The organism is Actinoplanes nipponensis (genome assembly GCF_016862275.1).
In the GTDB taxonomy this organism is placed as follows: Bacteria; Actinomycetota; Actinomycetes; order Mycobacteriales; family Micromonosporaceae; genus Actinoplanes; species Actinoplanes nipponensis.
The window spans coordinates 53,430-72,432 of sequence record NZ_BOMQ01000095.1 but is presented as its reverse complement, the minus strand read 5'-3'; the positions used below and the strand labels follow the sequence as shown (position 1 = coordinate 72,432).

Below are 19,003 nucleotides of genomic sequence, written 5' to 3'. Positions count from 1 at the left end.
TCCGAGACGCTCAGGCCGGCTCAGCGGCGGAGCGTCGCGCCACCCACCGGGCGATCTCGTCGGCGCCCCAGACCACGACCGGGAACGCGGCGATCAGCGCGAGGTGGGACGGGCCGAGGGCCGCGGTGCCGAACACCCGCTGCAGCAGCGGGACGTAGATGACCGCGGCGGTGAAGACCAGCTCGAAGGCGATGCCCCAGAGCAGCAACGGGTTGCTGCGCAGGCCCACGGCGCGCAGCGACGCCCGGTCGGCGCGGGCGGCGAAGGCGGTGCCGATCTGGCAGGCCACGATGCCGGCGAAGGTCACCGTGGTGGCCTGCAGGTAGGCGTGGTGCAGCGCGGCGCCGGGCCCGGTGGGGTCGCCGGGATGCCAGCCGGCCCACCACAGCGTGCCGAAGTAGGCGCCCATGACCAGCACGGCCGAGACGCCGCCGAGCAGCAGCCAGGCCCGCAGCAGCAGTCTGCGGTCGATGACCCCGCTGGTCCGGGGCCGGGGCGGACGGCTCATCAGCCCGGGCTCCGCCGGCTCGCGGCCCAGCGCCAGCGCCGGCAGCGTCTCGGTGCCCAGGTCGATGGCCAGGATCTGCAGCACGGTCAGCGGCAGCGGCACGGCGCCGCCGGAGAGCGCGAAGACCAGGAACGGCACGACCTCCGGTACGGCGTGCGCGAAGATGTACAGCACGAACTTGCGGACGTTGTCGAACACCCGGCGGCCGGCGTGGACCGCGGTGACGATGGTGGCGAAGTGGTCGTCGGTCAGCACCATCGTCGCGGCCTCGCGGGCCACGTCGGTGCCGGAGCGGCCCATGGCGACACCGATGTCGGCGTGGCGCAGGGCCGGCGCGTCGTTGACGCCGTCGCCGGTCATCGCCACGACGTGGCCGTTGGCCCGCAGCGCCTCGCAGATCCGCAGCTTGGCCTCCGGCGAGGACCGCGCGAAGACGATCTCCTCCCGGCCGGCCACCAGCTCGTCGAGGGCGGTGTCGTCGAGGCGGTCCACCTCGGCGCCGCCGACGATCCGGCTGCCGGCGGCCCCGATGCCGACCTGGCGGGCGATGGCCGCCGCGGTGGGCCCGTAGTCGCCGGTGATCACGTGGATGCGGATGCCGGCGCGGTGGGCGTCGCGGACCGCCTCGGCGACCCCCGGGCGGGGCGGATCGACCATGGCGATCAGCCCGAGCAGGATCAGGCCGGACTCGGCGTCCTCCCGGGTGGCCGGTTCGGCCTCGCCGGGGGCGAGCGGCCGGTGGGCGACGGCGAGCACGCGCAGCCCGTCGGCGGCGTAGCCGTCCAGGGTGCGGCCGAGCTCGGCGCGCCGCCCGGCGGTGAGCGGCCGGCTGCCGCCGTCGGCGCCCTGGACGCGGGTGCAGCACTCCAGCACCATCTCGGGAGCGCCCTTGGTGTGCACGGCCGGGCCGGCCGCCGTGGCGTCCACGGTGGACATACGCTTCAGGTGCGCGTCGAAGGGGAACAGCCGCCGCCGGGCCGCGTCCCGTTCCGCCGGATCGCGGGGCACGCCGAACTCCGCGGCCAGGCGCAGCAGGGCCAGCTCGGTGGGGTCCCCGCCGCCCGCCGGGTCCGCGGTCGTGCAGGACGCCGCGGCCGCCGCGAGAACCCGGCCGCCCGGGCTGTCCTCCGCCGACCGCACGGCGGCGACATCCCGGCCGTCCAGCCACAGCCGGGTCGCGCGCATCCGGTTCTCGGTCAGCGTGCCGGTCTTGTCGGTGCAGATCACGGTGGTCGAGCCGAGGGTCTCCACCGCCGACAGGCGCTTCACGACGGCGCCCTTGCGGGCGAGCTCGCGGACGCCGACGGCCAGCGCCAGCGTGATGATGGGCAGCAGGCCCTCCGGGACGTTGGCGACGATCAGGCCGATGGAGAAGCTGATCGCCGCGCCCCAGCTCAGGCCGGCCCAGATCCCGGCGGGCAGGAACGCCACCCCGGCGACGACGGCGACGACGGCGATGAGCCAGGTGGCCCGGCGGACCTGGTTCTCCAGCGGGCTGCGCCGGGCGTGGCCGCGCTGCGACAGCGCCGCGATGCGGCCCAGCTCGGTGTGCATGCCGGTGCGGATCACCACGGCCCGGGCGTCGCCACCGATGCAGGTGGTGCCGCTGAAGACCAGATCGGCGGCGTCGAACAGGGCGCCGCCGGCCCCGGCCGGCCCGGCCGAGCGGGTGACCGCGATCGACTCGCCGGTCAGGGCCGACATGTCCACCGTGACGGCGCCGTCGATCAGCCGGGCGTCGGCGCAGACCCGGTCGCCCTCGGTGATGATCACGACATCGCCGGGGACCAGCTCGCTGACCGGGATCTCGGTGCGGTTGCGGTCGCGTACGGTCCAGGCGGTCGCCGGCAGGAACGCGGCGAGCGCCTCCACCGCCCGTTCCGCCTGCATCTCCTGGGCGAAGGCGAACCCGGCGTTCAGCAGGATCACCACCACGATCGCCACCGCCAGCACCGCGCTGCCGCTGGCCCAGGCCAGGACGGCGGCCACGGCCAGCAGCACGGCCAGCGGCTGGGTGAACTGCGACAGCAGCTCCCGCGGCCAGCGCCGGCCGGTCCGCCGGGACAACTGGTTCGGGCCGTACGCCTGCAGACGGTGGGCCGCCTCCCGGGAGCTCAGGCCGGCCGGCGAGGTCCGCAGGTCACGGAACAGGGCGGTCAACGGCTCGCGGACGTCCGGGTCGGCCGGGACGTCGTCCGTCCGGGCCCGCGGTGGCGTCCGCACCGCGCCCGCCGCGGCCGGCCGGCTCATGGCTGCTCGCTGCCGTCCGGCACCAGCACCTCCGCGAGCGGGCGCCGCGGGGTGCCCGTGGCGGGACGGCCGTACCCGACGCGCAGCACGATCTGCGCCCACTTGCCGGCGCCGCCGTCGCTGAGCAGCCGGCGGATCCCCGGCACCTCGACCGGCTGGCTGATCGGCGTGGTGGCCAGGTTCAGCCAGGTCGCCGTCAGCAGCACCCGCTGCAGGGCCTGCCCGGCGTTCACCCAGTGCCGCCGGGTGTCGCCGTCGGTGGACAGCACCATGATGGTGGGGTACGGCTCGAACTGGGCGGCCGGCCGGTCGAGCTGCGGCTGCAGCAGGCCGAAGTCGCGGATGGGCAGCATCTCCAGGGCGTCCCAGGGCCCGATCGCCGTCACCGGCACGCCGTCGCGCCGCCCCGCGTGCGGGCTGGTCCACCGGGCCAGCTCGGCCCGGTAGCGGCCCTTGGCGCGCAGGGCGCGGTCGGCCTCCTGGGACAGGCCCAGGATCGCGTTGCGGCTGACCGGGTTGGCGACCGTCAGCACGGCGCCCTCGCGGCGGGCGGCGTCCGCCAGGCGTTCCACCGCGTCGGCCGGCACGACCGAGCGGGCAAACGGCCACCGGTTGGTGTGCCGGTGCGGGATCGCCGCGATCAGCGCCTCCGCGGCCGGCGTGGGCGCCATCGGCCGGCGCACGCTGACCCGGGCGACCAGGTCCGGTTCGGTGGCGTCGGGGAACAGCTTGAGGTCGCTGAGGTAGCCCGCGCCGCGGATGGCCAGCCGCAGGGTGAACACGGCGGCGCCGACGCTGATCAGCAGCTCGCGGCCCGTCGGGTCGAGCACGTCCAGCCGGCGGCGCGGGTCGGCGTACACATCGACCTCGAACGGGGTGATCCGGAAGCGCCAGGGCTGGCTGTTGTGCAGCGAGGGCGCGGTGGTCGCCGCCCGCACGCAGGCGACCAGGTCGGGCGCGTCCGGTTCGCCGGTGTCCCGCGATACGGGCTGGTGCGCCTGCTGTGTGCCGATGTCGTTCATCGCCGGCCTCCTGCGCTGGTCGTCTCGCCCCATCACATCCCGGTCCGCGCCGGTCGGACAGGGCCGATGGTCCCGGCGGCGGGGACCCCGGTCCGCGGCCGCCGGACGGCTCCCGATCGGGGTCCAACGGCCCTGTCCCAGCGGGCCGGCGACCGGGGACGCTGGTCGTGACCTGCATCCCCGGTTCGGAGGGGCCCGCTGTGCGGAGGTGAGTCATGAACGTGCTGACACCGGTCACGCGACCGGCGGCCGGAGCCGCCGACCTCGACGACATGGCCGCCGCGATCGTGCGGCACCTGCTGCGGCGACCCGCCGGGACGGCGGGCGGGCCCGAGGTGCGCGCCGCCGCGGCCGACGGCGAACTGCCCGGGGCGGTCCTGGTCAGCGGCACTGCCGCGGGGCCGGCCGGCGGGGTGGTGGCGGCAGCCGTCGACGACGACCCCGGCCGGTACGACGTCGTCCGCTACGCCGCCGCGCTGGCCCGCCACCGGGGTGTGCCGCTGCGCGTGGTGCACGTGTGGGACGGCGTCCGGGCGTCCCACGAGCGCATGTCCGACGCCGACCGGCTGCTCTCCAAGGTGCTCTACGAGCAGCTCACGACCCCGGAGGCGGAGGCGGCGGAGCGCGAGATCCTGCACGACGGCGACGTGGTGGCGGCGCTGGCCGCGCTGAGCGCCGAGCTCGCGGCGCTCGTGGTGGCGGCCCGCGGACGGCCGTCCGGGCCCGGCGGGCTGCCGGCCGGCGTCCACCTGGGCGGCACCGTCCGGCAGCTCGCCGGGCGCACGGCCTGCCCGCTCGCCGTGGTCCCGTGGGCGCCCGTCCTCAATGGTCGTGGCCCTCTCCGGTGACGACCACCGGACAGTGGGCGCGGCGGGACACCGCGTCCACCAGCGCCGCGCCCGCCGGGTCCGTGGCCTGCTCGACGACCAGCAGCGCGCACGCGCGCGAGGCGGCCACGAGCACCACGGCCGGGTCGATGCGCCGGCGGACCGCGGTGGTGCACCGGACGCCGGGGTACTTGTCCGCCCACCGGCGCACCACGTCGAGCTGGTGCGCGCGGTCCTCCGGCGGCACTTCCCCGGTCAGCGTCACGATCAGTTCGGCGCCCCGGTGGTCGGCCTCGGCGAAGGCGTACCGCAGGGCCGACTCGGCCGGAGCGGCGCCCAGGATGCCGGTGAGGACGGGGCCGACCGGTCCGGCCGGCCCTTGCACGTCTCGTGACACGACTGCTCCTCAGCTCATGATGCTGTGGTCTCCTCGACGGTCACGGCGCTCACCCCGGGGACGGTGCGGGCGAGCACGGTGACCACGGCACGCTGGGTGTCGTTGAGGAACTGCCCGGTGACGGTGGCGACGCCCTCGTGCACCGTGGCCGTCCAGACGTGGGCGCCGTCGGCGTACTCGTCGAGGCGGTGCTGGACGTCCTGGGCCAGGACGTCGTCGCTGCGCACCATGGCCCGCAGGATGTCGCGGCGGCTGATGATGCCGATCACCTCGCGGCCCTCCACGACCGGCAGGCTGCGGATGTCGTGGCGCAGCATCACCTCGGCGATGTCCGCCACGTCGAGATCCGGCGTGGCCGTGTACGGGTCCTTGGCCATCACCTCGGCCACCGTGCCCGGCCGGCGCTGCGGCGCCATGTCCACGTCGCGGCGCAGGTGCGCGCTCGGGTCGCCGGGCACCCGGTGCCACAGCAGGTCGCCCTCGCTCACGATGCCCACCAGCGCGCCCTGGGCGTCCACCACCGGCAGGGCGGTGACCGCCTTGCCCGTCATCAGCTCGGCGGCGCTCTCGATGGGTGCGTTCTGCCAGACGACGTGGACCGGGGTGGTCATGATGTCCTTGGCGCGCACGGTGTCACCTCTTTCCGGCCAGCAGCTTCGTCAGATCGACGAGCCGGTTGGTGTAGCCCCACTCGTTGTCGTACCAGCCGAAGACCTTGACCAGCCGGCCGCTCGCCTGGGTGAGCTGGGCGTCGAAGATGCACGAGGCCGGGTCGCCGACGATGTCCGTCGAGACGATCGGGGCCCCGGTGTAGCGGATGATGCCGTGCATCGGCGCGCCGATGGCCGCGGAGCGCTCGACCGCCTCGTTCACCTGCGCGGCGGTCACCTCGGTGCCGAGCTGCAGGGTCAGGTCGCTGATCGAGCCGTCGACCACCGGGACGCGCAGCGCCACGCCGTCGAGCTTGCCGGCCAGCTCGGGCAGGACCAGGCCCACCGCCTTGGCGGCCCCGGTGCTGGTCGGGATGATGTTCACCGCGGCGGCCCGGGCCCGGCGGGCGTCCTTGTGCGGCGCGTCCAGCACGTTCTGGTCGTTGGTGTACGCGTGCACGGTCGTCAGGTAGCCGTGCTCGATGCCGAACGCCTCGTGCAGCACCTTCACCAGCGGCGCGACGCAGTTGGTGGTGCAGGAGGCGCCGGAGACGATCTGGTGGCGCAGCGGGTCGTAGCTGTCGGCGTTGACCCCGGGGACCAGGGTCGCGTCGACGCCCTTGCCCGGCGAGGAGATCAGCACCCGCGAGGCGCCCGCCTTGAGGTGCAGCGCGGCGTCGTCCCGGGTGCGCAGCTTGCCGGTGGACTCGATGACCAGGTCGACCCCGAGGTCGGCCCAGGGCAGCTGGTCGGGCGAGCGCTGCGAGAAGGCCGGGATGGTGTGCCAGCCGACGGTGATCGCGTCGTCGGTGTGGCCCACCTCGGCGTCGAGGCGGCCGAAGGTCGAGTCGTACTCGAGCAGGTGCGCCAGCGTGCCGGTGTCGTACAGGTCGTTGATGGCGACCACCTGGAAGCCCGCGTTCGACAGGTCCTTGTCCAGCAGGGCGCGCAGGTAATTGCGGCCGATCCGGCCGAATCCGTTGATGGCGATGCGGTAAGTCATGGTCGTCCTCCAGGCTTTGTCGTCTGTCTCCAGCCTCGGCCGCCGGGACCGCCGGGGGCAGGGTCCAAAGACCTCACGGAACGGGTGCTGCGGCCCGGGCGCGGACGCCGGCGCGGGCGCACGCTCGAAGACGCGGAGGACTCGACGGGCCGCGGAGAGGTGACGCCATGGGACCGTCGGAGCGGACAGCGGCGCTGGAGACGCACACCGCCGTGCTGTTCTTCATCGGCGACCGGGTCTACAAGCTGAAGAAGCCGGTGGATCTCGGCTTCCTGGACTTCCGCGACCGCGCCGCCCGGGAGGCGGTCTGTCACCGCGAGGTCGAGCTGAACCGCCGGCTGGCGCCCGGCGTCTACCTGGGCGTGGCCGACGTGTCCGGACCGGACGGCCGGCCGTGCGACCACCTCGTGGTCATGCGCCGGCTGCCGGCCGACCGCAAGCTGTCGGCGCTGGTCCGGGCGGGCGCCGACGTCTCCGGCGACCTGCGCCGCCTGGCCCGGCTCCTGGCGGCGTTCCACGCCGGCGCCGACCGCGGGCCGGCGATCTCCGCCGAGGGCACCCGGGCGGCCCTGCTCGGGCGCTGGGACGCCACCTTCGCCCAGCTGCGGCCGTTCCGCGGCGGGGTGCTCGACGCGAGCGCCGCGGCCGAGGTCGAGGCCCGCACCCACGAGTTCCTCGCCGGGCGCGAGCCGCTCTTCGCCGGCCGGGTCGCCGGCGGGCACATCGTCGACGGGCACGCCGACCTCATCACCGACGACATCTTCTGCCTCGACGACGGGCCCCGGGTGATCGACTGCCTGGAGTTCGACGACCGGCTGCGCTACGTCGACGTGCTCGACGACGCCGCCTTCCTGGCCATGGACCTGGAGCATCTGGGCGCCGGCCGGCTCGCGCAGTCCTTCCTCGACTGGTACGCCGAGTTCGGCGGCGACAGCGCGCCGGCGGCGCTGCGGCACCACTACATCGCCTACCGGGCCTTCGTCCGGGCCAAGGTCGGCTGCCTGCGGCACGCCCAGGGCGACGAGGACGCCGCCCGCGACGTGCGCGACTACACCGACCTCACCCTGCGCCATCTGCGGGCGGGCACCGTGCGGCTGGTCCTGATCGGCGGGCCGCCGGCCACCGGCAAGACCACCCTGGCCGGGCGCGTCGCCGACCGGCTCGGCGCGGTGGTGCTCAGCAGCGACCCCGTCCGCAAGGAGCTGGCCGGGCTGGCGCCGGTCCGGAGCGCGGCCGCCGCCTACCGGGCGGGCATCTACTCCCCCGCGTGGACCGAGCGTACCTACGCGGAGCTGACCGGGCGGGCCCGGCGGCTGCTGGAACGCGGCGAGACGGTGGTGCTGGACGCGTCGTGGACCCGCGCCGAACACCGGCAGGCGGCCCGCGCGCTGGGCGCCGGCACGCACAGCGCCGTGGTCGAGATGCGGTGCGCCGCCGCGCCCGCCACGGTGATCGACCGGCTCGGCCGGCGCAGGGGTGACGCCTCCGACGCGGACGTGTCCATCGCCACCGCTTTGGCGGCCGACGCGGATCCCTGGCCGCAGGCCCGGCCGGTCCGCACCGACCAGGCCCTCGACCGCTCCGCGGACCAGGCCCTGGCGCTCATCACCGGATGACCGGGTAGGCGTGCCGGGACGTCCGGCCCTACTGGCCGGGACGTGCCGGGCGGTACCACCAGAAGGACACGACGAACGCACCGAGCGAGTGAGGGTGAGCCGGATGGCCAGGTATGTGTACGACTTCGCGGAAGGCAACAAGGAGCTCAAGGAGCTGCTCGGCGGCAAGGGCGCCAACCTGGCGGAGATGACCCGGATGGGGCTGCCGGTGCCGCCCGGCTTCACGATCACCACCGAGGCCTGCCGCGCCTACCTGCGCACCGGGTCCGTCCCGGCCGGGCTCTTCGCCGAGGTGCAGGAGCACCTGCGGCTGGTCGAGGCGCGGATGGGCAAGACCCTCGGCGACCCCCAGGACCCGCTGCTGCTGTCGGTGCGGTCGGGCGGCAAGTTCTCGATGCCCGGCATGATGGAGACGATCCTGGACATCGGCCTGACCGACTCCAGCGTGCGGGGGCTGGCGGCGCAGAGCGGCGACGAGCGGTTCGCCTGGGACTCCTACCGGCGGCTCATCCAGATGTTCGGCAAGACCGTGTTCGGCGTGCCCGGCGCGGAGTTCGAGTCCGAGCTGGCGGCGGCGCGGGCCCACGCGGGCGCCGCCACCGACGCCGAGCTGCCGGTGGCGCAGCTGCGGGACGTCGTGCAGGCGTACAAGAAGGTCTTCCAGGCCCACACCGGCCGGGACTTCCCGCAGGCGCCGCACGAGCAGCTGTTCCTCGCCGTCACGTCGGTCTTCCAGTCCTGGAACGCCGAACGCGCCGTGCTGTACCGCCGCCAGGAGCGCATCCCGCACGACCTGGGCACCGCCGTCAACGTCATGGCGATGGTGTTCGGCAACCGGGGGCCGGACTCCGGCACCGGCGTCGCCTTCACCCGCGACCCGGCCACCGGCAAGCGCGGCGCCTACGGCGACTACCTGCAGAACGCCCAGGGCGAGGACGTGGTCGCCGGCATCCGCAACACCGTCGGCCTGGACGAGCTGGCCAAGCTCGACCCGCACAGCCACCGCGAGCTGCTGTCGGTCATGGAACGGCTGGAGCAGCGCTACCGCGACCTGTGCGACATCGAGTTCACCATCGAGCGCGGCAAGCTGTGGATGCTGCAGACCCGGGTCGGCAAGCGGACGGCGGCCGCCGCGTTCGTCATCGCCGCGCAGTTGATCGACGAGGGCACCATCACCCTCGACGAGGCGCTGCAGCGGGTCACCGGCGAGCAGCTGGCCCACCTGATGTTCCCCAGCTTCGACACCTCCGCCGCCCCGGCCCCGCTGACCACCGGCGTGCCGGCCTCGCCCGGCGCGGCCGTCGGCGAGATCGTCTTCGACTCCGCCCGCGCGGCCGCGGCGGGCCGGCCGGTGATCCTGGTGCGGCCGGAGACCAACCCGGACGACCTGCCCGGCATGATCGCCGCCCAGGGGATCCTGACCAGCCACGGCGGGAAGACCTCGCACGCCGCCGTGGTCGCCCGCGGCATGGGCAAGACCTGCGTCTGCGGGGCCGAGGAGCTGCGCATCGACCTGGCCGCCGAGACGGTCACCGTGAACGGCACCGTGCTGCGCGCCGGCGACGTGCTGTCGCTCGACGGCACCACCGGCCGGGTTTACCCGGGCGCCGTGCCGGTGCACCCCTCCCCCGTGGTCCGGTACTTCGAGGGCGAACTGTCCGACGGGGACGATCCGCTGCTGGCCGCGGTGCAGCGGCTGATGACGCATGCGGACCAGGTCCGGCGGCTGGGCGTGCACGCCAACGCCGACACCGCGGCCGACGCCGCCCGGGCCCGCCGCTTCGGGGCGACCGGCATCGGCCTGTGCCGCACCGAGCACATGTTCCTCGGCGAGCGGCGCGAGCTGGTGGAGCGGCTGATCCTGGCCGAGGACGACACCGAGCGCGACGCGGCGCTGGCCGCCCTGCTGCCGTTGCAGCGCGATGACTTCGTCGCGCTGTTCGAGGCGATGGACGGCCTGCCGGTCACGGTCCGGCTCATCGACCCGCCGCTGCACGAGTTCCTGCCGGCGCTGGAGGACCTGACCGCCCGGGTGGCCACGGCCGAGGCGCTGGGCGAGGACCCGGGGCGCGACGCCGTGCTGCTGGCGGCGGTCCGCCGGATGCACGAGTCCAACCCGATGCTCGGCCTGCGCGGGGTGCGGCTGGGCCTGGTCGTCCCGGGCCTGTTCGCGATGCAGGTGCGGGCCATCGCGGAGGCGGCGGCGCTGCGCGTGGCCGCCGGCGGCGACCCGCGGCCCGAGATCATGGTGCCGCTGGTCGGCGCGGTGCCGGAGCTCGAGACGGTACGCGCGGAAGCCGAGTCCGTGCTGCGCGGCATCGAGGGCATCCCGCCCATCCGGATCGGCACGATGATCGAGGTGCCGCGGGCGGCCCTGACCGCCGGCGACATCGCCCAGTCCGCGGAGTTCTTCTCCTTCGGCACCAACGACCTGACCCAGATGACGTGGGGCTTCTCCCGCGACGACGTGGAGGGCGCGTTCTTCGGCCGCTACCTGTCGCTGGGCATCTTCACGGTGTCGCCGTTCGAGACCATCGACCGCGACGGCGTCGGCGAGCTCGTCCGGATCGCCGTCGAGCGGGGCCGCGCCACCCGGCCGGACCTGACGATCGGCGTCTGCGGCGAGCACGGTGGCGACCCGGCCTCGGTCCAGTTCTTCCACCGCGCCGGCCTCGACTACGTGTCCTGCTCCCCGTTCCGCGTCCCCGTGGCGCGGCTGGAGGCGGGCCGGGCCGCCGGCACGGCGGAGAACTCCGACAGTCGGTAAGGAGCAGTCATGACCACCTCCACGACCACCGCGCTCGACGGCCGGACCACCGCGGCGCCCGCCCCGGTGACCGTCCTGCCGGTGGCCGACGGCGGACGCCCGATCGGCGCGTGGGTCGTCGGCCCGGACGGCGCCGCGTTCCGGCCCGTCGTCGACCTGACCCTGCTGGGCGGCGCGGCGCTGGCCGCCGCGGGCGCCGCCACCGTCGCGATCGCCGTGGCGGTCGCGGCCGGCCGGCGCCGCCCGGACATCGGGACGGTGACCATGGGCCCGGGCGGCTGGGTCAGCGTCAAGCGCACCGCGCTGCCCCCGCTGCGTTCCGGCGCGCCCCGGCCCTGGTGGGCCCGGGCGCTCCGGACCCGCCGGCTGGTGCCGCAGCCCTGACTCATGACCCGTGGCGGCCGGGCCCATCGGCCCTGCCACCGGCGCGCGCCGGCGGTGAGACTCGAATCAAGATCACGCGGAAGGGGAAGAGTCATGCGCGCAGCGGTGGTGACCGGCTTCGACCGGCCCCTCGAGATCAAGGAAGTGCCCACGCCGGAGCCGGCGGCCGGGCAGGTGCTGGTCCGGATCGAGGCCAGCGGGCTCTGCCACACCGACATCCACGCCGCCCGCGGTGACTGGCCCGTGAAGCCCACCCCGCCGTTCATTCCCGGACACGAGGGCGTCGGCATCGTCGAGCAGCTCGGCGCGGGCGTCACCGAGCACGCCATCGGCGACCGGGTGGCGATCCCCTGGCTCGGCCACGCGTGCGGGACGTGCGAGTACTGCATCACCGGCTGGGAGACCCTGTGCGAGGCCCAGCTCAACACCGGCTACGCCATCGACGGCGGGCACGCCGAGTACGCCGCGGCCGACGCCCGCTACGTCGTCCGGGTGCCCGACGGCATCGACCCGGCGGTGGCCGCGCCACTGACCTGCGCCGGTGTCACCACGTACAAGGCGGTCAAGGTGGCCGGGGTCACGCCCGGGGACCGGGTGGCGATCTTCGGCATCGGCGGGCTGGGACACCTGGCCCTGCAGTACGCGCAGATCTTCGGCGGGGAGACCATCGCGGTCGACGTCACCGAGGAGAAGCTGGCGCTGGCCAAGAGCCTCGGCGCGGCGCACCTGGTCAACGCCGCGGACACCGACCCGGTGGCCGCCATCGAGGCGCTGGGCGGGGCGGACGTGGCCGTGGTGCTGGCCGCCGACCCGCGGGTCATCGAGCAGGCCCACGCCTGCCTGCGCCGCGGCGGCCGGCTGATCCTGGTGTCGCTGCCCAAGGACAACGCGATGTCGCTGCCGATCTTCCAGACCGTGCTCAAGGGCATCCGGGTGATCGGCTCGATCGTCGGCACCCGGGCCGACCTGGCCGAGGTGTTCCGGCTGCACGTGGCCGGGCGCACCGAGGTGCTCTACGAGGGCCGCCGGCTCGACGACATCAACGCCTCGATCGAGGACGTGCTGGCCGGCCGGGTCCCCGCCCGCCTGGTGCTGTTGCCGTAACGCTTTCCCCCAGGGTCGACGACACCGTCGCGCCCACACCCGAAGGTCCCGGGAGGCTCGTCCTCCCGGGACCTTCGGCCCTGATCAAGAACGGTGTCGACCAGCCAGGCTGGAGGCAGGAACGAGGAGGAGACATGGTGCAGGAACGCAAAGAGGCCTGGCGCGGGTTCACCGGGACGACCTGGCAGCAGACGATCGACGTCGCCGGGTTCATCCAGGACAACGTCACGCCCTACACCGGCGACGCGGCGTTCCTGACGGGGCCCACGCACCGCACGGAGAGGCTCTGGCGGGAACTGCAGCGGATGTTCGTCGACGAGCGCGAGCGCGGCATCTACGACGTCGACACGCACACCCCGTCGACCATCACCGCGCACGGGCCGGGCTACATCGACCGCTCCCACGAGCTGATCGTCGGGCTGCAGACCAGCGCCCCGCTGCGCCGGGCGATCATGCCCGCCGGCGGCCTGCGGATGGTCGAGGCCGGGCTCAAGGCATACGGGTACGCGCTCGACCCGACGGTGCGCGCCATCTTCTCCGGGCACCGCAAGAGCCACAACGACGGGGTCTTCGACGCGTACCCCGCCGACGTGCTGGCCGCGCGGCGCTCGCACATCATCACCGGGCTGCCCGACGCGTACGGCCGCGGCCGGATCATCGGCGACTACCGCCGGGTCGCCCTGTACGGCGTCGACCGGCTCATCGCCGAGCGCCGTGAGCAGAAGGCCGCCCTGGACGCCGAGCTGTCGTCGGAGGACGTGATCCGGGCCCGCGAGGAGCTGGCCGAGCAGATCCGCGCCCTGGGCGAGCTCAAGACCATGGCCGCCGCGTACGGCTCCGACATCTCCGGGCCGGCCACCACCGGCCGCGAGGCGATCCAGTGGCTCTACTTCGCCTACCTGGGCGCCACCAAGGAGCAGAACGGCGCCGCGATGTCGCTCGGGCGCACCGCCAGCTTCATCGACATCTACCTGCAGCGCGACCTGGCCGAGGGCACGCTGACCGAGACCGCCGCGCAGGAGCTGATCGACGACTTCGTGATCAAGCTGCGGATCATCCGGTTCCTCCGCACCCCCGAGTACGACCAGCTGTTCTCCGGCGACCCGACCTGGGTGACCGAGGCGCTCGGCGGCATCGGCACGGACGGCCGCCCCCTGGTGACCCGCAGCAGCTTCCGCTACCTGCAGACGCTGTACAACCTGGGCCCGGCGCCGGAGCCGAACCTGACCGTGCTGTGGTCGCCGGCGCTGCCGGAGGGCTTCAAGCGGTTCTGCGCCCAGGTCTCGCTGGACACCAGCGCCATCCAGTACGAGAACGACGACCTGATCCGGCCCGCCTACAGCGACGACACGGCCATCGCCTGCTGCGTCTCGGCCATGCGCGTCGGCAAGGACATGCAGTTCTTCGGCGCCCGGGCCAACCTGGCCAAGACCCTGCTGTACGCGATCAACGGCGGCCGCGACGAGATCAGCGGCGAGCAGGTCACGCCCCCGATGCCCGCGGTCACCGCCGACGTGCTGGACTACGCCGAGGTCGACGCGGCCTTCGACCGTACCCTCGACTGGCTCGCCGAGACGTACGTGGACGCGCTCAACGTCATCCACTACATGCACGACAAGTACGCCTACGAGCGCCTCGAGATGGCCCTGCACGACCACCCGGTGCACCGCTTCCTGGCCACCGGCATCGCCGGGCTCTCGGTCGCCGTGGACAGCCTCTCGGCGATCAAGTACGCCCAGGTCAAGGCGCTGCGGGACGAGACTGGCCTGGTCGTCGACTACGCCGTCGACGGCGAGTACCCGGCCTTCGGCAACAACGACGACCGCGCCGACGCGATCGCCGTCGAGCTGGTCGAGCGGTTCATGACCAAGATCCGCCGGCAGCCGGCCTACCGCGGCGCCGAGCCGAGCCTGTCGGTGCTGACCATCACCTCGAACGTGGTCTACGGCAAGCACACCGGCAACACCCCGGACGGCCGCCGGGCCGGCGAGCCGTTCGCGCCGGGCGCCAACCCGATGAACGGCCGCGACAAGCACGGGCTGGTCGCCGCGGCGCTGTCGGTCGCCAAGCTGCCGTACCGCAGCGCCCGCGACGGCATCTCGCTGACCACCACCGTGACCCCCGAGGGTCTGGGCCACAGCCGCGAGGAGCGGATCGCCAACCTGGCCGGGGTGCTCGACGGCTACACCGACGGCGGCGGCTTCCACCTCAATGTCAACGTGCTGGACCGCGCGACCCTCGAGGACGCCATGGCCCACCCGGAGAACTACCCGCAGCTCACCATCCGGGTCTCCGGCTACGCGGTGAACTTCGTCCGGCTGACCCGCGAGCAGCAGCACGACGTGATCTCGCGGACCTTCCACGGTGCGCTGTGAGCACGATGACCGCCCCGGTGACCGGTTCCGTCCACTCCTTCGACATCTCCACCGGAGTGGACGGGCCCGGCACCCGTTTCGTCGCCTTCCTCGCCGGCTGCCCGCTGCGCTGCCAGTTCTGCCACAGCCCGGACACGTGGTTCCAGCGCAACGGCGAGCAGACCGGCGTGGACGAGCTGGTCACCCAGATCCGCCGGTACGAGCGGTTCATCAAGGTGGCCGGCGGCGGGGTCACGCTCAGCGGCGGGGAGCCCCTGCAGCAGCCGGCCTTCGCCCGCGAGGTGCTGACCCGGTGCCGGGCGCTGGGCCTGCACACCGCCCTGGACACCAGCGGCTTCTACGGTGACCGGGCCGACGACGACCTGCTCGACGCGGTCGACCTGGTGCTGCTCGACGTCAAGTCGGGCGACCCGGACACCTACCGGCGGGTGACCGGGACCGGCCGGCTGGAGCCGACGATCCGCTTCGCCCGGCGGCTGGGCGAGCGCGGCATCCCGATCTGGATCCGCTTCGTGCTGGTGCCCGGGCTCACCGACGACCCGGCCAACGTCGAGGCGGTCGCCGACCTGGTGGCCGGCATGCCGACCGTCGAACGGGTCGAGGTGCTGCCGTTCCACCGCCTCGGCGCCGCCAAGTACGCGGCCCTGGGCATCGACTTCCCGCTCGCCCGCACCGAGCCGCCCTCCGCCGAGCTCGTCGAGCGGGTGCGGGGCCAGTTCCGGGCGCGCGGGCTGGCGGTCTACTGACCCCGGGCCCCGGACGGCCGGTCAGTGCGGGTGCTCGCCGAGCAGCCGGGTGGCGAGCACCGCGGCCTGGGTACGCCGTTCCAGGCCCAGCTTGGCCAGCAGGCTCGAGACGTAGTTCTTGACGGTCTTCTCGGCCAGGAACATCCGGCCCGCGATCTCGCGGTTGGTCAGCCCCTCGGCCACGTACTCCAGGATCTTGCGTTCCTGGTCGGTCAGCGACGCCAGCTCGCGCGGCTGCTCGACGCCGTGGCGGATGCGCTCCAGCACCCGCTGGGTGACCGCCGGGTCGAGCAGCGACTGCCCGCCCGCGACCCGGCGGATGCCGTCCACCAGGTCGGTGCCGCGGATCTGCTTGAGCACGTAGCCGGCCGCGCCGGCCATGATCGCGGCGAACAGCGCCTCGTCGTCCTCGTACGAGGTCAGGATCAGCCCCTGGATCGAGGAGTCCACCGCCCGCACGTCGCGGCACACGTCGATGCCGCTGCCGTCGGGCAGCCGGGCGTCGAGGACCGCCACGTGCGGCCGCAGCGCGGGGATGCGCCGGGTGGCCTCCTGCGCGGAGCCGGACTCGCCGACCACCTCGATGTCGCCGGCGGCGTGCAGCAGGTCGACGAGGCCGCGGCGGACGACCTCGTGGTCGTCGAGGAGGAAGACACGAATCATGCCTCACTTCATACCGACCCGCGCGCCCGGTGCCAAGGGCGGGGTGCCCGAGCGGGCGCCCGGTGAACAAGGTCGAACGGCCCTGCCGCCCGGGACCGATCCGCGAAAGCCTGGAGAGAGGATGCCCGACGGAGCGGAGGAGCCGACGGTGGACACCAGCACGGTTGCCCCGACCCACGGCCTGACCAGCGCCGAAGCGGCCGCCCGGCTGGCCGCCGAGGGTCCCAACCTGGTGGCCGCGCCCGCGCCCCGCCGGCTGGTGAGCCGCGTCGGACGGCAGCTGGCCGATCCCCTGATCGCGCTGCTGCTGGTCGCCGCCGTGGTCACCGCGCTGCTCGACGATCTGCCCGACACCGCCGTGATCGTGCTGGTGGTGTTCGTCAACACGCTGATCGGCGTGGTCCAGGAGGTCCGCGCGGACCGGGCGATCGCCGCGCTCGACCAGCTCGCCGCCCCCGAGGCCCGGGTGGTGCGCGACGGCGCCGACCGGATCGTGCCGGCGGCGCAGCTGGTGCGCGGCGACCTGGTCCGGCTGGAGGCGGGCGACATCGTGCCCGCCGACCTGGACCTGACCGACGCCCAACGGGCCAGCTTCGACGAGTCGGCGCTGACCGGCGAGTCGGTCCCGGTGCGGCGCGAGGCCGGCGAGCCGGCCGGCGCCGGGACGGTGCTGACCACCGGGCGGGCCGCCGGCCTGGTCGTGCGCACCGGGGCGGCCAGCTCGCTGGGCCGCATCTCGGCCCTGGTGGCCCGGACGAAGCCCGGCCCGACCCCGCTGCAACGGCGCATCGCCGGCCTCGGCCGGGCCCTGGGCGCCACCGCCGTCGCCGTCTCCGGCGTCGTCTTCGCCCTCGGGGTGCTGGCCGGCCAGCCCGTCGCCCGGATGGCGATCACCGCCGTCAGCCTGGTCGTGGCCGCCGTGCCGGAGTCGCTGCCCGCCGTGCTGACCCTGGCGCTCGCCCTCGGCGCCCGGCGGATGGCCCACACCCGGGCCATCCCCCGGCGGTTGCACGCCGTGGAGACGCTCGGCTCGGTGACGGTGATCGCCTCGGACAAGACCGGCACGCTGACCCAGAACCGGATGTCGGTGCAGCAGGCCGTCACCGCCGACGGCGTGCGCTACGCCGTCACGGGCGCCGGCTACTCCCCCGGCGGTGAGATCCGGCAGGCCGGCGGCCCGGTGCCGGTCCCCGACGACCTGCTCCGGCTCGCCCGCGCGGGGCTGCTGTGCAACGACGCCGAGCTGATCCCGCCGGCCGGCGACGGCGCGGACTGGACGGCCGCCGGCGACCCGATGGAGGCGGCCCTGGTCACGCTGGCCGCCCGCTGCGGCCTGGCCCCCGGCCCCGAGCGGGCCCGCACCCCGCGCCTCGCCGAGCACCCCTTCGACCAGGCCACCCGGCGGATGACCACGGTGCACCGGCGCGGCTCCGGCGACTTCCTGGTGGTCGCCAAGGGCGCGCCGGAGAGCCTGCTCGCCGCCGGCGCCGACGACGCCCTGCTGGCGGCGGCCGCCGAGCTGGCGACCGACGGGCTGCGGGTGTTGGCGATCAGCGCCGCCACGGTCACGGCGGCGCCGGACCCGGCCGACCCGCCCGCCCTGCGCGTGCTCGGCCTGGTGGGCATCGGCGACCCGCTGCGGGACACGGCCCACGACACCGCCGCGGCGTTCGAGGCGGCCGGCGTACGCCTGGTCCTGATCACCGGCGACCACCCGGCGACCGCCGCCGCGATCGGCGCCCAGCTCGGCATCCTCGGCCCCGGCGACCCGGTCGCCCGCGGGGACCGGGGCCCGCTGACCGCGGACGACATCGACCGGGCCCGGGTCTTCGCGCGCATCCAGCCCGAGCAGAAGCTCGACATCATCGCCGAGCTGCAGCGCCGCGGCGAGGTGGTCGCCATGACCGGCGACGGGGTCAACGACGCGCCGGCGCTGCGGCGGGCCGACATCGGCGTGGCGATGGGCGGCGGCACCGAGGTGGCCCGGCAGGCGGCCGAGCTGGTGCTGGTCGACGACAACCTGGGCACCGTCTCGGCCGCGATCGGCGAGGGCCGCCGGATCTACGACAACATCCGCCGGTTCCTGCGCTACGCGCTGTCCGGCGGCATCGCCGAGCTGCTGGTGATGCTGGCCGGCCCGTTCCTCGGCATGCCCCTGCCGCTGCTGCCCGGGCAGCTGCTCTGGGTCAACCTGCTCACCCACGGCATCCCCGGGGTGGCGATGGGGGCCGAGCCGGCCGAGGCCGGCGTGCTGCGCCGCCGTCCCCGCTCGCCGCAGGAGTCGGTGCTGGGCGACGGGCTGCTGCGCAGCGTGCTGGTCGGCGGGACGGTCGTCGCGGCCGTGGTCCTGGGCGCCGGCCTGACCGCGCACCAGCTGGGCCGGCCGTGGCAGTCGGTGATGTTCGTGGTGCTCGGGCTGGCCCAGCTGGGGGTGGCCCTGGCGGTGCGGGCCGTGCCGGAGCCCGGCACGAAGCGCAACTGGTCGCTGCTGGGCGCGGTGGCCCTGTCCGCCGTCCTGCAGGTCGGCGGGGTGCTGCTGGGCCCGCTGCAGACGCTGCTGGGCACCGAGGCCCTGACCGTGGCCGAGCTGGCCGCGTGCGCCGCCGTCGCGCTGGTGCCGGGGCTGGCGTTGCGGATCAGCCGCCGCTGGATCCCGTGAGCGCGGCCGCCCGGATCAAGGTCTTCCGGCCT

Annotated in this window: 14 protein-coding genes; 8 read left to right on the top strand and 6 right to left on the bottom strand. The window is 74.6% G+C overall.

Features of this window, described 5'->3' with window-relative positions:
* Positions 1-10: 10 nt before the first annotated feature.
* Positions 11-2,758, bottom strand: coding sequence for a cation-translocating P-type ATPase (locus Ani05nite_RS38470; RefSeq protein ID WP_203776715.1), 2,748 nt, complete (start codon positions 2,756-2,758; stop codon positions 11-13).
* A complete protein-coding gene (locus tag Ani05nite_RS38465) occupies positions 2,755-3,780 on the bottom strand; it encodes an Acg family FMN-binding oxidoreductase (protein WP_203776713.1) in 1,026 nt (341 codons plus the stop codon). Before Ani05nite_RS38465 ends, Ani05nite_RS38470 begins: the two co-directional genes overlap by 4 nt.
* Before the next feature lie 215 nt (positions 3,781-3,995).
* Between Ani05nite_RS38465 and Ani05nite_RS38460 the strand changes: the two genes are divergently transcribed.
* Positions 3,996-4,628 (top strand): universal stress protein, encoded by a 633-nt coding sequence (locus Ani05nite_RS38460; RefSeq protein WP_203776711.1) that lies wholly within the window; start codon positions 3,996-3,998, stop codon positions 4,626-4,628.
* Here the strand turns inward: Ani05nite_RS38460 and Ani05nite_RS38455 are convergent.
* From Ani05nite_RS38455 to gap, 3 genes are read right to left on the bottom strand one after another with little or no spacing between them, the layout of a single operon-like run.
* Positions 4,603-5,004 carry an adenine nucleotide alpha hydrolase family protein gene (locus Ani05nite_RS38455; protein WP_203776709.1) on the bottom strand — a complete coding sequence of 134 codons (402 nt, stop codon included), beginning with the start codon at positions 5,002-5,004 and terminating at the stop codon, positions 4,603-4,605. The genes Ani05nite_RS38460 and Ani05nite_RS38455 overlap by 26 nt on opposite strands.
* Positions 5,005-5,018: 14 nt before the next feature.
* Positions 5,019-5,633, bottom strand: coding sequence for a CBS domain-containing protein (locus Ani05nite_RS38450; RefSeq protein ID WP_203776707.1), 615 nt, complete (start codon positions 5,631-5,633; stop codon positions 5,019-5,021).
* Between the two features lie 4 nt (positions 5,634-5,637).
* Positions 5,638-6,657, bottom strand: coding sequence for a type I glyceraldehyde-3-phosphate dehydrogenase (gene gap, locus Ani05nite_RS38445; protein WP_203776705.1), 1,020 nt, complete (start codon positions 6,655-6,657; stop codon positions 5,638-5,640).
* Positions 6,658-6,824: 167 nt separating this feature from the next.
* Between gap and Ani05nite_RS38440 the strand changes: the two genes are divergently transcribed.
* The 6 genes from Ani05nite_RS38440 to pflA all read left to right on the top strand — a co-directional run bounded on the left by Ani05nite_RS38440 (position 6,825) and on the right by pflA (position 15,649).
* On the top strand, positions 6,825-8,273 hold the full coding sequence (locus tag Ani05nite_RS38440; RefSeq protein ID WP_203776703.1) for a bifunctional aminoglycoside phosphotransferase/ATP-binding protein: 1,449 nt from the start codon (positions 6,825-6,827) through the stop codon (positions 8,271-8,273).
* Between the two features lie 103 nt (positions 8,274-8,376).
* Complete coding sequence (ppdK, locus tag Ani05nite_RS38435; RefSeq protein ID WP_203776701.1) at positions 8,377-11,040, top strand: pyruvate, phosphate dikinase; 2,664 nt, start codon at positions 8,377-8,379, stop codon at positions 11,038-11,040.
* A gap of 9 nt (positions 11,041-11,049) precedes the next feature.
* Positions 11,050-11,424 carry a hypothetical protein gene (locus tag Ani05nite_RS38430; RefSeq protein ID WP_203776700.1) on the top strand — a complete coding sequence of 125 codons (375 nt, stop codon included), beginning with the start codon at positions 11,050-11,052 and terminating at the stop codon, positions 11,422-11,424.
* Between the two features lie 93 nt (positions 11,425-11,517).
* Positions 11,518-12,528 carry a zinc-dependent alcohol dehydrogenase gene (locus Ani05nite_RS38425; RefSeq protein ID WP_203776699.1) on the top strand — a complete coding sequence of 337 codons (1,011 nt, stop codon included), beginning with the start codon at positions 11,518-11,520 and terminating at the stop codon, positions 12,526-12,528.
* A 134-nt stretch (positions 12,529-12,662) separates the two neighbouring features.
* Positions 12,663-14,903, top strand: a complete 2,241-nt coding sequence (gene pflB, locus Ani05nite_RS38420) for a formate C-acetyltransferase (protein WP_203776698.1) — start codon at positions 12,663-12,665, stop codon at positions 14,901-14,903.
* A 5-nt stretch (positions 14,904-14,908) separates the two neighbouring features.
* Positions 14,909-15,649 (top strand): pyruvate formate-lyase-activating protein, encoded by a 741-nt coding sequence (gene pflA, locus Ani05nite_RS38415; protein ID WP_203776720.1) that lies wholly within the window; start codon positions 14,909-14,911, stop codon positions 15,647-15,649.
* 21 nt (positions 15,650-15,670) lie between these two features.
* On the opposite strand, the gene Ani05nite_RS38410 is transcribed toward pflA, so the two are convergent.
* The gene (locus Ani05nite_RS38410; RefSeq protein ID WP_203776697.1) at positions 15,671-16,312 is read right to left on the bottom strand and encodes a LuxR C-terminal-related transcriptional regulator; all 642 of its coding nucleotides are present in this window, start codon (positions 16,310-16,312) and stop codon (positions 15,671-15,673) included.
* Between the two features lie 121 nt (positions 16,313-16,433).
* Between Ani05nite_RS38410 and Ani05nite_RS38405 the strand changes: the two genes are divergently transcribed.
* Positions 16,434-18,971, top strand: a complete 2,538-nt coding sequence (locus tag Ani05nite_RS38405; RefSeq protein ID WP_203776696.1) for a cation-translocating P-type ATPase — start codon at positions 16,434-16,436, stop codon at positions 18,969-18,971.
* Positions 18,972-19,003: the final 32 nt, after the last annotated feature.

Excerpts from the sequence above, each read along its gene's own strand:
- Ani05nite_RS38470 (WP_203776715.1), bottom strand. The coding sequence starts at position 2,758 with ATGAGCCGGCCGGCCGCGGCGGGCGCGGTGCGGACGCCACCGCGGGCC.
- Ani05nite_RS38465 (WP_203776713.1), bottom strand. The coding sequence starts at position 3,780 with ATGAACGACATCGGCACACAGCAGGCGCACCAGCCCGTATCGCGGGAC.
- Ani05nite_RS38460 (WP_203776711.1), top strand. The coding sequence starts at position 3,996 with ATGAACGTGCTGACACCGGTCACGCGACCGGCGGCCGGAGCCGCCGAC.
- gap (WP_203776705.1), bottom strand. The coding sequence starts at position 6,657 with ATGACTTACCGCATCGCCATCAACGGATTCGGCCGGATCGGCCGCAAT.
- Ani05nite_RS38440 (WP_203776703.1), top strand. The coding sequence starts at position 6,825 with ATGGGACCGTCGGAGCGGACAGCGGCGCTGGAGACGCACACCGCCGTG.
- ppdK (WP_203776701.1), top strand. The coding sequence starts at position 8,377 with ATGGCCAGGTATGTGTACGACTTCGCGGAAGGCAACAAGGAGCTCAAG.
- Ani05nite_RS38430 (WP_203776700.1), top strand. The coding sequence starts at position 11,050 with ATGACCACCTCCACGACCACCGCGCTCGACGGCCGGACCACCGCGGCG.
- Ani05nite_RS38425 (WP_203776699.1), top strand. The coding sequence starts at position 11,518 with ATGCGCGCAGCGGTGGTGACCGGCTTCGACCGGCCCCTCGAGATCAAG.
- pflB (WP_203776698.1), top strand. The coding sequence starts at position 12,663 with ATGGTGCAGGAACGCAAAGAGGCCTGGCGCGGGTTCACCGGGACGACC.
- pflA (WP_203776720.1), top strand. The coding sequence starts at position 14,909 with ATGACCGCCCCGGTGACCGGTTCCGTCCACTCCTTCGACATCTCCACC.
- Ani05nite_RS38410 (WP_203776697.1), bottom strand. The coding sequence starts at position 16,312 with ATGATTCGTGTCTTCCTCCTCGACGACCACGAGGTCGTCCGCCGCGGC.
- Ani05nite_RS38405 (WP_203776696.1), top strand. The coding sequence starts at position 16,434 with ATGCCCGACGGAGCGGAGGAGCCGACGGTGGACACCAGCACGGTTGCC.